The organism is Paenibacillus sp. BR1-192 (assembly GCF_029542445.1).
Lineage (GTDB): Bacteria > Bacillota > Bacilli > Paenibacillales > Paenibacillaceae > Paenibacillus_AQ > Paenibacillus_AQ lautus_A.
The window spans coordinates 5439000-5457712 of sequence record NZ_CP120718.1 but is presented as its reverse complement, the minus strand read 5'-3'; the positions used below and the strand labels follow the sequence as shown (position 1 = coordinate 5457712).

General features: G+C 51.2%; 14 protein-coding genes. 8 read left to right on the top strand and 6 right to left on the bottom strand.

Annotated features, from left to right (window positions below; genetic code table 11):
• Positions 1-7: 7 nt before the first annotated feature.
• Entirely contained in the window at positions 8-961 is a 954-nt protein-coding gene (locus P0X86_RS24560) for an ABC transporter permease (RefSeq protein ID WP_119846935.1), read from the bottom strand.
• A 266-nt stretch (positions 962-1227) separates the two neighbouring features.
• On the opposite strand from P0X86_RS24560, the gene P0X86_RS24555 reads away from it, so the two are divergent.
• From P0X86_RS24555 to P0X86_RS24540, 4 genes are all read left to right on the top strand, one after another.
• Complete coding sequence (locus P0X86_RS24555) at positions 1228-1827, top strand: short chain dehydrogenase (RefSeq protein WP_213579487.1); 600 nt, start codon at positions 1228-1230, stop codon at positions 1825-1827.
• A gap of 214 nt (positions 1828-2041) precedes the next feature.
• The gene (locus tag P0X86_RS24550) at positions 2042-3304 is read left to right on the top strand and encodes a M20 family metallopeptidase (RefSeq protein ID WP_213579486.1); all 1263 of its coding nucleotides are present in this window, start codon (positions 2042-2044) and stop codon (positions 3302-3304) included.
• Between the two features lie 33 nt (positions 3305-3337).
• Positions 3338-4135, top strand: coding sequence for a DUF3100 domain-containing protein (locus tag P0X86_RS24545; RefSeq protein WP_096776199.1), 798 nt, complete (start codon positions 3338-3340; stop codon positions 4133-4135).
• Positions 4132-4614, top strand: coding sequence for a hypothetical protein (locus tag P0X86_RS24540; protein ID WP_009593297.1), 483 nt, complete (start codon positions 4132-4134; stop codon positions 4612-4614). Before P0X86_RS24545 ends, P0X86_RS24540 begins: the two co-directional genes overlap by 4 nt.
• Before the next feature lie 148 nt (positions 4615-4762).
• Here the strand turns inward: P0X86_RS24540 and P0X86_RS24535 are convergent, their stop codons facing one another.
• The 5 genes from P0X86_RS24535 to P0X86_RS24515 all read right to left on the bottom strand — a co-directional run bounded on the left by P0X86_RS24535 (position 4763) and on the right by P0X86_RS24515 (position 14859).
• Positions 4763-7135 (bottom strand): ABC transporter permease, encoded by a 2373-nt coding sequence (locus tag P0X86_RS24535; protein ID WP_213579485.1) that lies wholly within the window; start codon positions 7133-7135, stop codon positions 4763-4765.
• Between the two features lie 6 nt (positions 7136-7141).
• Positions 7142-7906 (bottom strand): ABC transporter ATP-binding protein, encoded by a 765-nt coding sequence (locus P0X86_RS24530; protein WP_277746701.1) that lies wholly within the window; start codon positions 7904-7906, stop codon positions 7142-7144.
• A gap of 90 nt (positions 7907-7996) precedes the next feature.
• Positions 7997-9436 (bottom strand): HAMP domain-containing sensor histidine kinase, encoded by a 1440-nt coding sequence (locus P0X86_RS24525; protein WP_277746700.1) that lies wholly within the window; start codon positions 9434-9436, stop codon positions 7997-7999.
• 7 nt (positions 9437-9443) lie between these two features.
• Entirely contained in the window at positions 9444-10151 is a 708-nt protein-coding gene (locus P0X86_RS24520; protein ID WP_277746699.1) for a response regulator transcription factor, read from the bottom strand.
• 238 nt (positions 10152-10389) lie between these two features.
• A complete protein-coding gene (locus P0X86_RS24515; protein WP_277746698.1) occupies positions 10390-14859 on the bottom strand; it encodes an S-layer homology domain-containing protein in 4470 nt (1489 codons plus the stop codon).
• Positions 14860-15268: 409 nt separating this feature from the next.
• Between P0X86_RS24515 and P0X86_RS24510 the strand changes: the two genes are divergently transcribed.
• The 4 genes from P0X86_RS24510 (at position 15269) to P0X86_RS24495 (ending at position 18290) form a co-directional block, all read left to right on the top strand.
• Positions 15269-15931: a TetR/AcrR family transcriptional regulator gene (locus tag P0X86_RS24510; protein ID WP_277746697.1), complete on the top strand. Its 663-nt coding sequence runs from the start codon at positions 15269-15271 to the stop codon at positions 15929-15931.
• Positions 15931-16302: a DUF4180 domain-containing protein gene (locus tag P0X86_RS24505; RefSeq protein ID WP_277746696.1), complete on the top strand. Its 372-nt coding sequence runs from the start codon at positions 15931-15933 to the stop codon at positions 16300-16302. Before P0X86_RS24510 ends, P0X86_RS24505 begins: the two co-directional genes overlap by 1 nt.
• Positions 16303-16362: 60 nt before the next feature.
• Positions 16363-17019, top strand: a complete 657-nt coding sequence (locus P0X86_RS24500; protein WP_277749090.1) for a formylglycine-generating enzyme family protein — start codon at positions 16363-16365, stop codon at positions 17017-17019.
• A 317-nt stretch (positions 17020-17336) separates the two neighbouring features.
• Positions 17337-18290: a glycoside hydrolase family 43 protein gene (locus P0X86_RS24495; RefSeq protein WP_277746695.1), complete on the top strand. Its 954-nt coding sequence runs from the start codon at positions 17337-17339 to the stop codon at positions 18288-18290.
• Positions 18291-18713: the final 423 nt, after the last annotated feature.

The window sequence follows — 18713 nt, the reverse complement described above, 5'->3', positions numbered from 1 at the left end:
TGCCTCCTTACATCATCGCGCTATCGGGATCGATTCGGCGAACGATCCAGTTAGCGGCCAGAATCGTAGCGCATCCCAGAACAGACTGTACGAAAGCGGCTGCGGATGCCATGCCCACGGTGGCCGTTTTCAGTTGTTTATACACCATGACATCGATCGTGGTCGCCACGTTGAACAGCGAATTGGAGTCTCGCGTGACCTGATAGAACAAACCGAAATCGGTGTAAAATATGCGCCCTACCGCCAGTATGAACATCATGACGATCACCAGCTTGAGCATGGGCAGCGTAATGAATCTTGTCTGCTGCCAAATGGACGCGCCATCGATGACGGCTGCTTCATAATAGGTGCTGTCTATGCTCGTGATGGTCGCCAGATAGATGACCATGCCATAGCCCAGGCCCTTCCAGACATTCAAGAGAATCAGAAAAAACGGCCAATACTTCGGCTCCATATACCAGTTAATGGGATCGCTGCCCATCGAGACGAGCATTTGATTGACGATCCCTTTATCGAAGCTCAGGAACGCCCAGCCTACGGCGGATACGACGACCCACGACAGGAAATAGGGGAGGAACATCATCGTCTGATAAACTTTGCTGGCTTTGCGGCTGTGGAGGAGGCCGATCATGATCGCGAACAGGACGGGCAGAACGATCCCCAGCACAATAAACACAATATTGTATCCTATCGTGTTTCGAATAATGATCCAGGCGTCATTCGACTTGAACAGAAATTCGAAGTTTTTGAGCCCGATCCAAGGGCTGTTGAACACGTTGCTCAAGAACCCGCCGCTAATCTTGAAATTTTTGAAGGCGATAATGATCCCGAACATCGGTAAGAAACTAAACAGGATGTACCAGATCGTGGTTGGCAGCGCCAAGAGGGTCAATTCCGTATCCTGCTTGTGCCATCGCATTCGTAAGCGCTTTCGTTTTTTGGGTTCGGCTTGAGAGCTCATGTCTGTCACTCCTTACGGTGTAATCTCGCTTGTCGTGCACTTGTTGATTTCATTGTATAAGAGGAGGAAACGCTGCTTCCAGATAACAAACTTGATACTATAGTCAACAAACGTTAGGTTCGAAAGACTTGTTAGGACGGACATTTACAGAACATGGTTTTTTATTATAATATTTCAAGTCCGTTCTCCAAGAGATCTTTCAATGTCTTCAAGCAAAACCAGGGGTATAATATAATTGAAATCTCATAGGAATAAGGAGGCTGCACATGAAGGTAGTAATCATTGGCGCAAGCGGCACGATCGGACGAGCAGTCGCTAAAGAATTAGAAAAAAATCACGAAATCGTACATGCTGGGCGAAACGGCTTCGATGCCCAAGTGGATATTACTTCCGTCAAAAGCATTAAAGACATGTATAAAAAAATCGGAAAAGTGGATGCGGTCATCAGCGCAACAGGCGGTGCGCATTTTGGTCCTATTGCAGAATTGACGCCGGAGCTAAATGAGATTGGCATTGAAAGCAAACTTAAGGGCCAAATTAATCTAGTCCTTCTAGGACTGGATTATATGAATGACGGAGGAAGCTTTACCTTAACAACCGGAATTATGATGGATGATCCCATTCCTCAGGGCGCATCGGCGGCCATGGCAAACGGCGGTGTCAAGGCTTTCGTTAAATCCGCAGCCATTGAAATGCCAAGGGGAATTCGCATAAACAGCGTAAGCCCTAATGTTTTAGTGGAGTCCTTAGATAAATACGGCGAGTTTTTCCCGGGCTTTGAAGCCGTGCCGGCCGCACGTGTAGCGCTTGCGTATAAAAAGAGTGTGGAAGGGGCTCAAACCGGGCAAAACTATGAAGTTTATTAATGAGAAAAGTGCACAAAACTAGAAAAAAGAATCCGGGCTTAATCCGGATTCTTTTTTCTTTCGTTCATCTGCAGCGATTAAACAAAGGGAAAACTAGAGCGTTATATGTAAATATAATCACTTCTATAGGAAAATAATATAACGTGATTTTTATTGACACAATTAAGAAAACTAAACTAACATTAGGATTATTTTCATCAAGAGGGAGGCAGCTATGAGTTTTAAAGAACAGTACGAAGAAATTGCAGGTGTAGGACAGACCATATTCGATAACCCTGAGCTTGGCTACAAGGAATTTAAAACCAATCAAACGGTAGTGGATTTTCTGAAAAAGGTTAATCCGGATATCGAGCTGCAATCATTCAGCACAACCGGCCTTCGGACAACGCTTGGCGGCGGCAAGCCGCTGAACATCGCGTTTATCGCGGAGCTTGATGCGGTATATGCTCCAACCCATTGGCGATCGGACGAGGCAACGGGTGCGGCACACAATTGCGGTCATTATACGCAGGTGGCGATTGCCCTGGCTTTATACAAGCATTATTTCGAGTCCAAGGCGTACGACGCTTTGGATTATAGTCTAACGTTTATTTTTATTCCCGCCGAGGAGTATTTGGATCTCGCTTACAGGGACGAGCTGCTCGGAAGCGGCAAGATCTCCTATTACGGAGGAAAACCCGAAGCGATGAAACTCGGCGTGTTCGACGATATCGACATCGGGCTGTGCGTACACGCCATGGGAGGAGAGTTTGCCGAGCGCACGATCGAAATCAACTGCGACCTGGCCGGATTCTTATATAAGCATTACACGTTTACCGGAAAAGCAACCCACGCCGGTTTTGATCCCTTCTCCGCCAAAAATGCCTACAGCATGTCGACCCTGTTCAATGTGGCGTTAGGCCTCAGCAGGCAGCAGATGAAGGACAGCGAGAAGGTCCGCATGAACCCGATCGTCCTGGAGTCCGACATGTCGACAAACGTCATTCCCAATCGGATTACGGTTGGCAGCGATCTGCGCACCCAGTCGGTGGACTACATGAAGGAAGCGGCCTCCAAGATGGACGATGCGGCCAGGGGCAGCGCGCTGGCCCTTCAAGGCGAGGTCGAGATTAAGACGCAGATGGGATATTTGCCGTTCGTTCAGGACCGGTATTTGTCCGAGTTCGTGCTGGAGGCGTTCCAGGATAACGAGGAGATCGCCCGTATTTGGAACAACAACGCCATCAGCGCTGCAGGAGACATTGGGGATTTAGCCTTCATGATGCCCTGCATTCAAATCGGCTACAGCGGCTTTACGGGAACGATCCACGGCGACGATTTCAAGGATATCGATCCGGAATTTATTTATGAAGTGTTCCCGAGATTTATAACGCAGGTGCTGGAGCGCATGAGCGGACGCATCGACCGTTCGAAGCTGTACCGCCGCACATTCGCCGAATACGAGCAGCTCCTTGCTTCGATCGTTGGCTCCCATTAAGAAACAGAAAAACAGAAAAGAGGACATCATGGCATGAAGTTAAAACTACAGTATCTCTATTTGCTTGCATTCGTGCTCATTGTTATAGCGGTTGCCGAATTTATCGGCATTCAGTCCATCCGGGTCGGCTCCGTGAAAATAAGCCTGCTTCCACTCGTATTCGCCATTTTGATCACGATGGTGCTCGGCTTGTCGATATTCCGGAAAGGCTTGATGAAGAAAATTTACAGCAAGGAAAACGTCGGTTTCTCCAGCAAGTATCTGATCTTTATTATGCTGCCGCTCATGGCGAGATACGGCGCCGACGTTGCTCCTAGATTAGAAGAAATCTTAAAAGTAGGCTGGGTATTCATCATACAGGAAATCGGCAACCTGGGGACGATTCTGCTCGGACTTCCCATCGCCATCCTGCTCGGCCTGAGAAGGGAAGCCATCGGCGCTACGCTTGGACTTGGAAGGGAAGGGGAACTCGCTTACATCTCCGAGAAGTATACGCTCGACTCCGACGAAGGCCGCGGGGTACTGTCCCTCTATATTATCGGTACCCTATTCGGCACGCTGTTCTTCAGCATTCTGGCGCCGGTCATGGTTGCCGCCGGCTTCTCGATCGAAGCGCTGGCGATGTCCTCCGGGGTCGGTTCCGCCAGCATGATGACAGGCTCTTCTTCCGCGTTAATCGCCCATTCTCCTGAGATGACGGAGACCATTAACGGATACGCTGCTGCGAGCCAGCTGCTTACCAGCTTTCTCGGAACGTATACGATGGTATTTCTCGCGGTTCCGCTGCAGCGGTTTATGTACAAATTAATGGTCAGAGGTGAAAAGAAATGAGCACCGGTTTGAATAAATACGCAAAATATGCCCTCGTCCTGCTGCTTAGCGTCGGTCTTATTTTATTTACGGAGCAAATGAAGTTCATCAAAAACGGCGAAGGCCATATTACGATAGGGACGATAGCCGGCTTATCCGTGCTTTGGCTTTTTTCCTTCATCGGCGTTCTGATCTCGACGCTGATGAAAAAGGTTCCGCTGAAATTCCTGCAGGAATTCCCGGTTCTCGGCTGGGTATCGATCGTTTCGCTGATCTGCTGCCTGATTTCGGATGTGTTTGTGGACGCCATTGCCAACGTCAACTTTTTGTCCATCACCACTCCGATTTTGGCGTTCGCCGGCATTTCCGTAGCCGACAGGCTGGTTGATCTTCGCAAAACCTCCTGGCGCGTGGCGATCGTTGCGGTGTTCGTGTTCACGGGCACGTACGTGGGAAGCGCGCTGTTGTCAGAGCTCGGCCTCTATTTGTCCGGTAAGTAAAATATGGAACAAAGCCAAGAAGCTAAAAAAGATGACCTCCGAAAAACGGAGGCCATCTTTTTCTCGTTCAACAGCGAAACAGATAGCTTTCGCCTCGTTTGGTAAATGGCTCATTAGTCTGCCGCAGCCCCGTTCTCGTTGACTTTCCTCAAGAATCCGTCACCAGCACTCGCAAGGAGGTGCGGTCAAGGGCTCGCGAAGCCAACCAGCAGCCGCTGACGGCAATGGCAAGAGCGATCAGTGTCAGGACAATCGCCAGCGGCCACTCCATGACCAGCGGCACCTTGACGATGCCGTAGGCAGACAGCAAGCCGCGCAGTACGGCTGGCAGCGCGTAGACTCCGCATACCATGCCAACCAGCGTACCGAGGGCAGCCACTCCGGCAATGCCGCTTGTCAACGCGCGGCGGATGTCTGATGCCGTCAGGCCGAGCGAAGCGTAAATGCCGTAAGTTTTCGTTTCCTTGCGAATATGCAGGCGGCAAGTACTATAGACGATCAGGCAAGTGACGGTGAGGAACAGAAGGGCCAGCAAACTCATCGGAATGAGCAGCACGGCCGTGGCCTCCTTGAATACGGAATCCAGGAGCACTTCCTGCTTGAGGGCCTGGATCACCGGACCATAGCGTTGATTCAGCTGTCGCACGAACTCATCGCTATCCGCTTGGTTCCGAAGTTGAACAAACCCGGCGTCCGGATTGATGTGCCCGACAAGGTCCGATGTGATCCGAGCGATATTCGACAGGTTGGAAATGGACTGAAACGTGCCGGTGATCAGCAGCTGATGCGGTTTTCCTTCGATGTAGATCGTAACGGCATCGCCAATATCTTTATTCAATTTGCGTGCAATGTTGACTCCGATCGTGATTTCGTTAGGCAGCACGGGGTTCCGGCCTGTCAGCGAGGCCAATCCCATCTCGTCCATGCTGCCTTCCACCACGGTCAGCGGGAGGCTGAACGTCGGTTGAGTGCCATCTGCTTGCGCAACAACTCCAATAGCCGAGCCGGACCAGTTCAGGCTGAGGACCCGGGGATCCTTCTCGATATAAGATTGCAATTCTGTACGATCCATTCCGTCAGCGTTGATCACCATGATGGCGATATCCGCATCGTCGTAGCCCCACTGGGCCGAGGTTTCGCTGATGCGATAGACGCTCGTTACCAGCAGGGTGCCAAAGACGAGCACCGCCGCGGTAATGCTCATCAATAGAAAGACCAGCGCCGCCCCTTTTTTGTTGCCGGTCACATGCTTCCATCCGATGACGGCGGGTACGGACCATCGGTCCAGCAGCCTTGTGCCGGTTCCATGTCCATGGGCATGGGTATGCGAAGACTCCGACATGCCATAGCGGATCGCCTGAATCGGCTCGATATGGCGCGTTTTGGCTGCATAGAGGACAACGCACAAGAGGATGATGATCAGCATGCCGATGCCGGTCCAGATTGCGACCCCCAGCGCCTGCACGGACACTGGCGCCGCCTCGGATTTGAGGAAGGATAAGGAATTCTTAATGATGATATCCGACAGCAGTCGACTGCCGATCAGGGCAGGGATCAAGGCGATAACGGTAATCAAGCCGTACTGCAGCATATAGGTGACGATGATGCGTTCGGAGGTCATGCCGATGGATTTGAGAATGCCGATCGTGCGGTAATTGGCCAGGATCGTGTCCGTGATCGTAAAGCCGATCGTAAGCAAGGCGACAGCAATCATGACCAGTCCGAGGAAACTCATGACGAAGCCGATCACTTTGTTCATGATAAAGTAAAAGGCGGACAGCTCGGCAAACGAAACGCGTTCTTCCAAAAACGGCGATCCGAGCGCCTCCTCAAAGCGCTGCCAGTACTCCCCGCTTTGTTCGGGATGCGCATAGCGAAGCGACACCAGGTACTGCTCCGGCGTGGACAAGCCGCCCATGGTCGAAAGGTAGTCCGCTTCGTTCATCCAGATGCGGGCAGTGGTGGTGAAGGGGCCGCCATGTGACAGGTCAATAACGATAGCGCCGATCGTGAATTGTACCGGGGCAGCCCCGGCGGTGAACACCAATTCATCGCCGACTTCCATGTCGTATTTGTAGGCGAGCGAGGTGGGCACCCAGACGGTTCCGGCTTCCGGAACGGTCAGTTGAGCCGGTCCGGCGCCGGGGAGCGGATGATTGACCCCATGCGGCATCGGAGGCGTATCGATCATATACAGATAAAGATTGGGCAGTTCTTGCCCGTTATAGACCAAGCCGGTCCAAGGCTTGTAAGGAATAAGGCTGGAGGCGGTCACCCCCTCCTGGGTTGACCACCAATCGGCAACCATGCGTTCATCATGCAGCCCGCGGGTCATATTTATGATTTCATGGGCACCTTGAGCAGCCGCATGGCGCTCTTCGAATACGTTTTCCGTATTCATCAAGACCGTGAAAGCGGTGCCGACTAATAGAGCAGATAGCGCAATGAGCAATGCGATCAGCGCGTTTTGCAATTTTCGTTTGCGAATGTTCCCCCAGCACAGCGTCAATATGGCACGCATCTTGGACTACCTCCTCCCGGTGACATAAGCAAAGATCATTGCTTCCCGCTCGGAGGCTAACTCCGGGACGTAGGGTCCCATATCCAGCGTGCCGCCGATCTTGCCATCGCGAATGTAGATCAGGCGATTGCCGCGGCAGGCCGCCTTCATATCGTGCGTGACCATGACAATCGATTGGCCTTCCGCATTCATCCGGCTCAGGATATCGAGCACCGTAACACCTTGTTCGTAGTTGAGGCTGCCGGTGGGTTCATCGGCAAAAATCATATCCGGATTGTTGATGAGCGCCCTGGCGATGGCGGCCCGCTGCTGCTGGCCTCCGGACACCTGGGAAGGCAGCCGGGTGCCTTGTTTTTCGAGATGCAGGCTTGTCATCAGGTCGTTGGCCCTTTGTTTTACGGCTTCTTTGTCCCGATTGGCGATATAACCAGGAAGAGCGACGTTATCGAACAGCGTCAAATCCGGCACGAGGTTGCTGTTTTGATAGATAAAACCGATCTGATCTGCTCGAAAACGCGCAAGCTCCTTAGCCGAAAGCTGATCGAGGCGCTGTCCCTGAAGGTGGACTTCACCGGCAGTCACGGCGTCGAGTCCGCTAAGCAAGTAAAGCAAGGTCGACTTTCCCGACCCGGAATCTCCCATGATCACAGTAAAGTCGCCGGCATATATCGACAGATCGACATTGCGCACGGCATGATACTGCTCCTTGCCGGTGGTATAGGTTTTGCATAAGTTGGAAGCTTGCAGGATGATGGTTTTGGTTGTAGGCATGACAGGGTCTCCTCTCTTCTCGTGCTTCCAAATTATAGAGGACGATTCTTGCGCATTCCTTATCAAATTATTAATAAAGTATGACAGGGGTCAGCTTAGCGGCAGAGTCAAGCAGAAGGTCGTTCCCTGCTGCTGCTTGCTGTGAAACGTGATCGTGCCGCCATGCGCTTCCATAATATATTTGCAAATCGACAAACCGAGTCCAACCCCTTGCCGCTCGGCCAGTTTCTTGCGGTCCGGGACACTGCCTTGGTAATACCGTTCAAAAATAAAGGGCATGTCCTGCGGGGAAATACCGCTGCCCGTATCGGAAATTATGATCCGCAAACTGGATGATTCGGCCAACTCCTCAACGGCGAGCGTAATCGTATCCCCGGGTTGGGTATGCTTCAGGGCATTCGTGACGAGATTGGCGATGACCTGCTCGAAACGCACAGCATCGATGATAACAAGCACGTTCGGAATGGAAGAAGGCTCCACGCAGCGCACCCCCATCGTACGTATGTAGTGCGCCATGGTTCGCAACACAGGTTCAATCGTCGAAGAACTGTACTGTTCCAGCGGACGCACCGCAATTTGGTCCAGATCACGCAGCGCGTGCAGCAGCAAATCGTCTACAAGCACAGCCATCTTGCTTGTATTGGCATGCACCACCTCCAGGTAAGCCATCACACTCGGCAGATCGGGGCAGATGCCTTCACGAATCGCATCGATGTAGGCTTTGATGGTCGCCAGCGGGGTTTTTAAATCATGGGACAGATTGGAAATGAGTTCCTTGTGCGACTGGCTGTGCGAGGCTTGCTGCATATGTAAATTGCGAATTTCTTCACGCATGAGATCAAATACGGCATAGAGTTCGCCGACCTCGTTATTGCTTGTCCATTCGGCGCGCTGCTCGTAATCGCCCTTCAGGATGGCTTCCGCATAGGGCTTGAGCCCGGCAACAGGCTCAACCAGATCCCGCTGCACCCGGCGTCCGGTGGAGAAGAGTACATAAAGCAGCGTCAGGAGTGCCAAGGAAAGCAAGGTCCATGGCACAACGAGAAGCAAGCCGGAAGAAGGGATGGCCGCGGTCGCTGCAGATGCAGGGACCGTAAACTGCGCATAGCCTGCGAAGGCGTTGGTTCCGGCATCCAGCAGCGGAAATGCCAGGTGGTAATCGGGCGGGTCGCCGTCGGACATACGCAGCGTATAGTCCAGTTCAAAGCGAGGATGAATACGGCGTACCGATGAATCATCGCTGTCATATATCATCGTTCCGTCAGGGAGCACGACCTTAAGGCCGATCCGTGTTTCTTGACTCCAGCCGGTTAATTTCTCGCGAATCGGAGCATCGGGAGGGAGCAGTTCGGCAAACGCGTTCTCCAACGTATGGACGATCGTATTGGTCTGCAAGCGAATGTGGTTGACGATAGAGGACGAAGCAGGCTGGTTCGAGGGCCAAGCGAGCCAAATGACGGACAGCAAAATTACAAGAAGAGACAGGCAAGCCGTCCAGAGCCTTCTTGCATACCATGGTTTCCAGTGCATAAAAATGCTACTCCGTTTCATCGGGGTCGAATTTATAACCGACGCCCCAAACCGTCGTGATATAAGCGGATTTGATTCCGCTGCGTTCCAGCTTCTCGCGGAGCCGCCGAACGTAGACCGTGATCGTATTATCCTCGACATAGGCGGAGTACCCCCACACCTGATCCAGCAGCTGCGTTTTGGTAAACACTTGGTTCGGGTTGGATGCGAGAAAATAGAGCAGGTCGAATTCCTTCGCGGATAAAGCAATTTCCCGCTGTCCGGCCATGACCTTGCGGGCGCCTTTATCAATCGATAACGTGCCGTATCGCAACAGCAGCTGTGTTGTTGCCTGGAGTTTCGGGTCGGCCATTCTGCGCAAATGCGCCTGAACCCGGGCGACCAGCTCACTGAGCGAGAAGGGCTTGGTCATATAATCATCGGCGCCGAAACCCAAGGCAAGCACTTTGTCCGTGTCGCTGCTGCGAGCGCTTAAAATAAGTATGGGCGCAGAAGTCAATGTACGAAGCTCACGGCATACTTCAATTCCGTCAGCGTCTGGCAGCGTCAAATCAAGAATGATAAAATCCGGCTGCCGGTTACGGACTCCCTGCAATCCGTCCCTCGCATTCTCCGTGATGAACGTGCTGAATCCCTGGACACGCAAATAATCGTTCACAATGCGCGAGATATCCCGCTCATCTTCAATAATCAGTACCGTTTTAGGAGATTGCATGAAAAAGTCGCCCCTGTTCCATATGCTTTAAATAGTGAATCCATTATAGCACGGGTCGGATTTAAGCATAGGGAAGATAAGGAAAATCCCCCTGGATAACCCTGTCGCTATTTTTAAGTTGGCTGAATGCATGCCTACATGTATCTGGAACAAGGAAAACCCCCGGTCTGGAATAAGACCGGGGGTGAGCGGTTGGATGCTTCGATGATCGACAGCATCCTCCCTATGAGGGAGAGTATTACTTCACGTTATCCTTAAGCGTGGAAACCCAAACCTCAACGCCGTCTGAATTACGAGTGGACTGGTGAGAAACCGTTGCTTCCTGAACATCGCCGAAGCCCCAGTGGGTTTCTGCTACATCAGGGAAGAGCGGCTCCAATCCCGTCAAAGGTCCACGGTATAACGCTTTGTTGATCAACGTGACGGCTTCGACACGCGTTATGCGGTTGTTAGGCCGGAACGTGTTTCCAGGATAACCGGACAGCAAATTGTTGCGATATAATGCCTCAATGGATTCGGCAGCCCAGCTTCCTTCGATGTCCGTAAAATGGCGATTTACGGAAGCCGATGTGTCCAAGTCCAGGAAACGGGCCAGCACCGCAGCCAGTTCTCCGCGAGTGACTGGTGCATCCGGACGGAACGTATGGTCTGCGTAACCGTTGAAGTATCCTTGGGATACCGCGATTCGAATGTAATCGGTCGCCCAATGTCCTTTTCGAATATCGTTAAAGCTTGAGTTCGCGTTGCCTGTGGTTTTCTCCGAAAGACGAGCAACGATTGCAGCGAGCTCGGCCCGGGTCAAGGTATTGGACGGTTGGAATTTACCGTTAGGGAACCCGAGAATATAACGCTGATGCTGGAGATCGCCGAACCGGTCAGAGAATACTTGAACATGGACGCTATTGGATTTTTTGCTGCTACCTGCCGTAAGCTGTCCGATGATTTCATATTGAATCTCTTTGGCTGCAATCAATCCCCACTTGATGTCCAGTTTGAAGCTGCCGGTGCTTCCGGCAGGGAGATGAGCCACATTCCAGGTTACGGTTCTGCCATCAACCTTTCCGCCGTGAGCATTCACGACTTCGGCGCCTTCAGGAAGGGTGACTTGAACCGATGCATCACGTAATGCCGCGTTGGTACGGTTAGCGTAATCGACGGTAATGGTCGACTGCGTGCCTTCTTGGACTTGCTTCTTGTCCGTGGACAGGTTCAATGTCACATCGCCCTGCGGCTGCGGTGATGGGGAAGAAGACCCAGAAGAATCCCCGCCATTACCTGATGACGGCACTGGCTGCATAGCAAAGTCAAATGCGATAATGCTCTGTCCCACATGGATGATCCCGTCTTTGATATAACTGTCGGAACCGTTAACGGCCGGGGCATTCGGTTTGGAAACCCGAGTGTCATAAGTGTAATAGCCGCTTCGTTTCGCGACGATGTAATAATCGCCTTCCGGATATACCATCCATGCATATTCGCCAGCCGCGTCGGAAATTTGCGGATTGGCATTTTGGTTAGGCGCAAACCCAGCCAGTGCAGGCAAGGATACGAGTGTATTCGGCACCCGTCCTTTCTGACGGTTCAGCTCAGTGTCAGCCCAATACAATTGAACGTCTGCGCCGCTAATCACTTTTCCTGTCGATGCATCCGTGATGATGCCGTAAGGATCTATCAGGGAATATACGATCGCGGTTTGTCCGTCTTGGGTCATATCCACGTCCAAGATGGAAGCGGGACCTGCCAATACCGTACCGTCCGCCAGTTCAAGCTGGTAGGATATTTGGTATTTCCCCGGCGGGACTTGATCCAGCGAGAACGTTCCGTCATTGGCTACGTTGAGCGGCTGCTTAAAGCTGCTGCCGTTCAAGCCTTGAAGCAGTGCAACGGCTTTTCCGCTGCCGAGGACATCCCCGATGGTATCAGGGTTGGATGCTCCGCTGGCGGAAGCAACGAATAATTGACCTCTCAGCAGGTTCGAAGGTTTGATCGTTTGGCCAGGTTGTACAGTGCCGATCGTAACCTCTTTGGTTTGCGTCAGCGTGACGTCACGCCCTCCGATTTGAACCGGAGTTTCGATATTCAGCTCGTAGGTATAGTTTCCGCGCGGAACCGGAATCTGGTATGAGCCGTCCTCGCCGGTCGTAACCTCAGCCGAGAAATCAGGTATTCCGTCGTTGTTGAAATCGGATTCCACGGTAATTTTTGCGCCTGCTACCGGTTTGCCGGTGATTTGATCCACAACGATGCCGTCAATGGCGGCAGGGAAGTAATGTACGCCCTTGCTTGCTTGAACGTTTGTGCCTGTGGCAGGATCTTGTATTTCTGCGACCACGATGTCGTATAACGGCGTCGTGTCCGTTAAAACCGCAGGTTCGTATGTCCATACGGCAATCCCTTCTTCATTGGTGGTCACCGTCTTAGTTTTACCGGAATCATATGTGATGACCACGGGTACTCCAGGAACCGGGTTGCCCTTGGAATCGGTTGCCTTAGCGGTAACCGTGACCGGAGACTTCCCGTCAGCCAATACGCCTTCAGGGGTCACCGTTACATCCAGGTTGTAAGATAATGCCTGATCATGAACATGGACGGTTTGCGTGACGGATTTTCCGTCATGCGTAGCCGTGATGATGGCCGTGCCTGGTGCTACGGCGGTAATGACGCCATTGGCATCGACCGTGGCCACCTTATCATCGGAAGATGTATATGTGGCTTTGCCTGTTACATCCTGAATGCTTTCATCCAAGGAAACCGCCGTTACCTTAGGCGTATGCTGATCACCGGTTTGCAGCGTGACGCTTGCCGGATCGATCAACAGATCGCGCAGGCCGGAGGCCGGCGTGGTTACTTCCACGGGCGGCGAAGCAGGGGATTCAATGCCGTTGCTGACGGCTTTGACGACATAGCTTTGCTTCGTTTCCGGCTTCAGGCCGGACAACACATAGCTAGTGCCTGTCACTCCGTCGGCGATCAGCTGTCCGTTGGCATCATAGATATTGTACGTTTGAGCGCCAGGGACGGCGTTCCACAATAATTCGGCATTGGTCGCATTCACTTGCCCAGTCGTTAACGCCGGAGCATCGATGCTTACTTTAACAATGGATTGAGTGGTCTTACCGTTATATACGGCCTCGATTACGGTGGTGCCCGCACCTATTGCCGTCAGTAAACCGTCTTCACTTATCGTAGCTACGAGTGGATTTTTAACGGTAAACTCCGTTACCTCCAGGGTAACGTCTCTACTACCGGTCTCATAAACAGACGTAACCACCGTAGGATGCGTGTAGTTTTGTGCAAGAGGACTCGTATTGAGTTTGTATTCTGGCAGATCAAAGTAGAGCCCTAAAGTAACTGGATTAGATGGAAGGGTCTCGATCGTACCGGCCGGTCCAGATATAACTGCAGTTACAGTGTATTGTGAGATCTCATCCAGATCTGCCCCCGTTAAGGTATACGAGGGAACCTGAATATTCGTGTCGAGCAGGACACCGTCCTTATAAAGACTATAATAAGTAGCTCCTGTTACAGTGTTCCACGACAGCTCATTAGCTGTTGCAGGTGTATTACCTGATGAAAGGACCGGAGCCTTCGGTACCGTAGCGTAAGCTCCACCTACCGTCACAACCTTTATCTCTCCCGATGGAGGATTATCGCCAAAATCCAGAATGGCCGTAGCTTGTCCCTGGCTATTAGTCGATTGGGATGGAGAAGTCCATACTCCTTCCTCGGAATAGAAGGTAATCGGGGCTCCCTCCACGGGATCGCCGTTTACATCAAGCGCGGTTCCTATCACTTCATACTTTCCAGGCTCAGAGGTTGGAACGACTTCAATTCTGACATCGGTTGGAGCTTGTTTGTAGACATAGCCTGTATTTGCCGTATCGATCGGCTCGAATTCGTTCGTGAAATACCATCCGAGAATATCGTGGGTTTCCATCGAGCCGCCGGTGGCGGAGGTGAATCCCGCATAAACGCCGGGATATCCGGCAAAGATTTCGTCCAGATCAATGTTGCTTGTTTCCAGAACGGGAGTTGTCGGACGTACAGCATCCTTGCTCAGGTAAACCTTAACAACCTTGGTCTGTCCGTCGTAGTCGATCCAGGAGTATAGATCCTCTCCTCCAGACAGCGTAATGCCGTTGAGGTTCGTTGTATACCAATCCGGATTGGTATTGTTCACACTACCGTTTTTTGCAAGTCCGATGTAGTTAGCGGATGGATCGTTAACCGGGCTCGGGTTCTTGTATGTATCATACTTCACCGCAAAGCTGGGTTTGATCCCGCCGTAACCAATGCCCACACCGACTTCGCCCGCACTGTTGGATTGAGCCTGAATGGTGAAGGTAATGCCGTCGGCAGGAGAGTTGGTACGATTGTCTCCGTTCAAGCGGAACTTGAAAAAAGTGCTGAAGGAATAGTTGTTGCCCGCGGCGATCAGTTTTTTGTTAAAAGCCGTACCGAACTGGTTTCCTTGTGCCTCGGTCAGACGCAGGATATCGCGTCCTTTACTGTCTTGCATCACTTTGGCTTGGCCGTTCAGCGAGAATAAATCGACTTGCTTGGAATTGCTGAAATTATCAAGTTTATAGGTGACCCATTTGTCCTCGGGTGCCGCCGCCGCAGAGGCCGGTGCCGTCAAAGGCTGAAACGTGGCAACGAGCATACAGATCACCATAAACAAGGATCCGAATTTTCCGGATTTTTTCATGAAAATGATCATCCTCCTTCTTTTTGTATTTTGTTGATGTCCTGTACCTTCATCTCAAGCGAACCTGCACCAAGGCTGCCTTCTTGACATGGAAGGACATATTTTGACAAGCGGATATCAGAATAACAAAGCATGCTCTACAAATTCTCTACAATAGCTATACAGGCTCTCTACAGATGCTCCTCTCTAAAAAGATGCGGGCGTTCCGCCTCGTGCGTAATATCCTTCAACCAGAATGTTATTGCTTTGATTGATACAGCAGCTGGCGAGAGATCGTAGGAGAAGCTCAGGTTTTGCCCCATGCAGCCAGCCAAATAAATGTTCATTGACAGCGTGAATCAACATTGTGTACACTTTTTTTATTCCGACTGTTCAGTATAAATAAAATCAAGATGTCAGGTGAGAAGCGATGCCCAAATTGGGAATGGAACAAAAGCGCAGGGCAGACGTCATTAACGCCACGTTAACCTGCATCAGCTTGCATGGAATTGAAGGGATGACGCTGGATAAGGTTGCCGAGTATGCGAACTGCTCCAAGGGAGTGGTCACTTATTATTTCAAGAATAAGGATCATTTGACGACCGAAGCCTTCAAGTCGTTCCTAGCCTACTATGGGCTAAAGATCGAATCAGGCATTGAGCCTGCCATGTCAGCGGAGGAAATGATGGAGGTTGTCCTGCAGCATATGCTCCCTCCGTACAGCGAGGACACGGATCAGAAGCTGAATGTTTCGCAGCTTGACGGAGTCGATAAGATGTTTATCCCCTATGAGGATCAAGGCAAGCTCTTTGTGCAGTTTTTTTCAAAGGCCATGCTGGACCGTCATTTGCAGGAAGTTGCATCCAAGAGCTACGAACGCGATCTCCAAGGCATCGCCAAGATTATGGAATACGGTAACCGGACGGGGCAGATGTCGGTTGAAGATTCCAACAGTGCCGCCTATGGCCTGATGGCGATGGTTATTGGCCTGAGCTTCTTTAGAGTAGCGAAGGTTCCGCCCGACAAGGACGAGGATAACCGGTACATATGTGAGGATTATGTAAGAAGACTTATCAAAAGAGGAGGAGTTTGATGAATATCGCGAAAGTTGAAACCGATGGAGGAACGATTGCTGTCGTTAGCGGCAGCGAGGTATTGATTAAGGATGTCCAGTCGGCCTTGGATCTCATGGCCACCGTGCACTATGAAACGGACAGCCGCCGCATTGTGATGGATCAATCGTTGATAAGCGAGTCTTTCTTCGATTTGAAGACTCGGCTTGCAGGCGACATTCTCCAGAAGTTTATCAATTATCAGGTGAAAATTGCGATCATTGGAGACTTTTCGGTTTATCCAAGCCAAAGCCTTCAAGATTTTATTTACGAATGCAATAAGGGCCATGATTTCTTTTTCTTGCCCAGTGAACAAGAGGGGATCGAACGTTTAAGCAAATGGAATAACTAAGTAGCGAATACGGGAGGAAGATCGTTGCCGGTATCTGGGTTTGATCCAAAAGGGGTTTCAATGGTGAACATTCCAGCAGGCGCAGTTCAATTAAGGGACGACCGTATAAAGTCCTCGTGGACGGTGGAAGTGCCTGCATTTCAGCTTGCATCGGTTCCTGTAACGAAGGCGTTATATTTCTCAATCATGCCAAAGACATCCGGATGCGATGATTTGTTGGAGTCCCCAGTCGTGAATATATCATGGCATGAAGCGATTCTCTTTTGTAATATGTTATCTCGGCGCGAAGGCCTGAACGAATGTTATTCGGTAACGGATGACGGTGAATCCGTCGTTTGTGACAAGGAGGCAGACGGATACCGCCTTCCCACGGAAGCGGAATGGCAATACGCGTGCAAAGCCGGGAGTCTTGGCTACCGTTACGGAGAGCTTGACGACATCGCTTGGTATGAAGGGAATTCCGGAGGCGTCCTGCATGAGGTGGGCAAAAAGCGGCCGAATGCGTGGGGGCTTTACGATATGCTCGGAAACGTATGGGAGTGGTGCTGGGATCTTTACGATCCGAACGTATACGGCTCCTACAGAGTATTCCGCGGAGGGAGCTGGGCCGAAGAAGCCAGAGGCTGCGGAGCGACGTGCCGCCGCCGCAGCCACCCGACGTTTCGGATTGAGGATCTCGGGTTTCGTTTGGCGAGATCGATATCAAGAAAAAGATAAAGCTGATCCTTTAGGGTCAGCTTTTTTGATTGTGCAGCACCTCCCGAATTTCCATCAAACAGATCGAAATACCGCGGCTGTTTCCAAGATGGCTATAGATGCTTAGATGCTCCCCATTCATATTTCTCCCACTTCCCGATGTCACATAATCTAACGCGATAAACCTCGTAAATTTGCGTATAGACAAGGCTGAAAGACATCAGTAAGATTGGGTTTAACTTTTTGCGGGAGGTGTGGGGAGCTCAAGGGAGTCAAGGGTTGAATTGCCGTAGTGTTGATCAAAACCAGGAATGTCTAGGGATAAGGGGGATTCGAAGATGGTGAATGGACCAACATTCAACAATCCGATCGTAGAGCAGGCAGCCGATCCTTGGGTATGGAAGCATACGGACGGCTATTATTACTTTATGTCGACGAAACGCGATCATCTGGAACTGACGCAATCCGCAACCTTAACCGGCCTTGCGGAAGGACGGAAGAAAACGATCTGGACTCCGGAACCCGGGGGAAGGTACAGCCATAACCTATGGGCGCCGGAAATTCATCGTTTGGACAACAAATGGTACATCTATTTCACGGCGAATGACGGAGGAGGGGATGAGTCCCGCCAAATATGCGTGCTGGAGAACGCCGAGGCTGATCCGATGGAGGGACAATGGGCTTGGAAAGGCGCGCTGCCGACCCCCGTCCCCGGCTTGGACGGCACGGTCATGACCGCAGGCAACCAGCATTATTTCCTGTATGCCGGATATGGCCATTTCCCGGATTACGGGTCCGCGATCTACATCATGCGCATGTCGAACCCTTGGACATTGACGGGGGACCATGTATTGATCACGGCTCCGACCCTGTCCTGGGAAAAACAAGGCGGAATGGCGATTAACGAAGGACCGGTCATTCTTCGGCGGAACGGCCGCATCTTTATGGTGTACTCGGCCAGCACCACTTGGTCGGAGGATTATTCGCTGGGCATGCTCACGATGGAAGAAAACGGGGATCCGATGGATCCGGAATCCTGGACCAAATCGATGCAGCCCGTATTTTGCAAAAGCGTGGAAAACGGAGTGTACGCGACCGGTCACAATAGCTTCACGCAATCGCCGGATGGCAAGGAGGATTGGATCGTTTACCATGCGCTGCCCGCGCCTGGCGTCGAGACGGCCTTGCGGTCGACCCGCATCCAGAAATTCGGCTGGAAGCCGGATGGAACTCCGGATTTCGGCGTGCCGGCCGGCGAGTCGGATGCCTTGGCCAAACCGTCCGGAGAATAATGTATGCGGATTCACAACCTCCCGAACATGCAAGGGATCGCAGTGTAAACATGGTTGAGAGCGAGTGGTAACCAGGCTGGTGTAAGCGAATAACCATAGTATTTGATCTATATAAACCCCCATTTATTACAATATATCTGTAATGAATGGGGGTTTATTACGAAGAGATGCACATGTATGGCGAGAACCGCGAAAATATATGAAAATAACGGAATTTCATGAAAACCCCTTAATTCAAAAGGAGTTTTTGTGCATCTCATTATTCCCGTTATTCTCATTATCAAAATATTTTTTTGGATAATTCACAAATTTAGTTACGAAAATTGTGTATGAAAGCGTTGACAGAATGAGGTTGTATGCTTATACTTCGGTTAAAGATACAGAATAATTGTATTAAATGGATGTGCAACAGCTGTCAATCTC

Bases quoted from the DNA above. Each gene is read 5' to 3' on its own strand.
- P0X86_RS24560 (WP_119846935.1), bottom strand. From the start codon at position 961: ATGAGCTCTCAAGCCGAACCCAAAAAACGAAAGCGCTTACGAATGCGA.
- P0X86_RS24555 (WP_213579487.1), top strand. From the start codon at position 1,228: ATGAAGGTAGTAATCATTGGCGCAAGCGGCACGATCGGACGAGCAGTC.
- P0X86_RS24550 (WP_213579486.1), top strand. From the start codon at position 2,042: ATGAGTTTTAAAGAACAGTACGAAGAAATTGCAGGTGTAGGACAGACC.
- P0X86_RS24545 (WP_096776199.1), top strand. From the start codon at position 3,338: ATGAAGTTAAAACTACAGTATCTCTATTTGCTTGCATTCGTGCTCATT.
- P0X86_RS24540 (WP_009593297.1), top strand. From the start codon at position 4,132: ATGAGCACCGGTTTGAATAAATACGCAAAATATGCCCTCGTCCTGCTG.
- P0X86_RS24535 (WP_213579485.1), bottom strand. From the start codon at position 7,135: ATGCGTGCCATATTGACGCTGTGCTGGGGGAACATTCGCAAACGAAAA.
- P0X86_RS24530 (WP_277746701.1), bottom strand. From the start codon at position 7,906: ATGCCTACAACCAAAACCATCATCCTGCAAGCTTCCAACTTATGCAAA.
- P0X86_RS24525 (WP_277746700.1), bottom strand. From the start codon at position 9,436: ATGCACTGGAAACCATGGTATGCAAGAAGGCTCTGGACGGCTTGCCTG.
- P0X86_RS24520 (WP_277746699.1), bottom strand. From the start codon at position 10,151: ATGCAATCTCCTAAAACGGTACTGATTATTGAAGATGAGCGGGATATC.
- P0X86_RS24515 (WP_277746698.1), bottom strand. From the start codon at position 14,859: ATGAAAAAATCCGGAAAATTCGGATCCTTGTTTATGGTGATCTGTATG.
- P0X86_RS24510 (WP_277746697.1), top strand. From the start codon at position 15,269: ATGCCCAAATTGGGAATGGAACAAAAGCGCAGGGCAGACGTCATTAAC.
- P0X86_RS24505 (WP_277746696.1), top strand. From the start codon at position 15,931: ATGAATATCGCGAAAGTTGAAACCGATGGAGGAACGATTGCTGTCGTT.
- P0X86_RS24500 (WP_277749090.1), top strand. From the start codon at position 16,363: ATGGTGAACATTCCAGCAGGCGCAGTTCAATTAAGGGACGACCGTATA.
- P0X86_RS24495 (WP_277746695.1), top strand. From the start codon at position 17,337: ATGGTGAATGGACCAACATTCAACAATCCGATCGTAGAGCAGGCAGCC.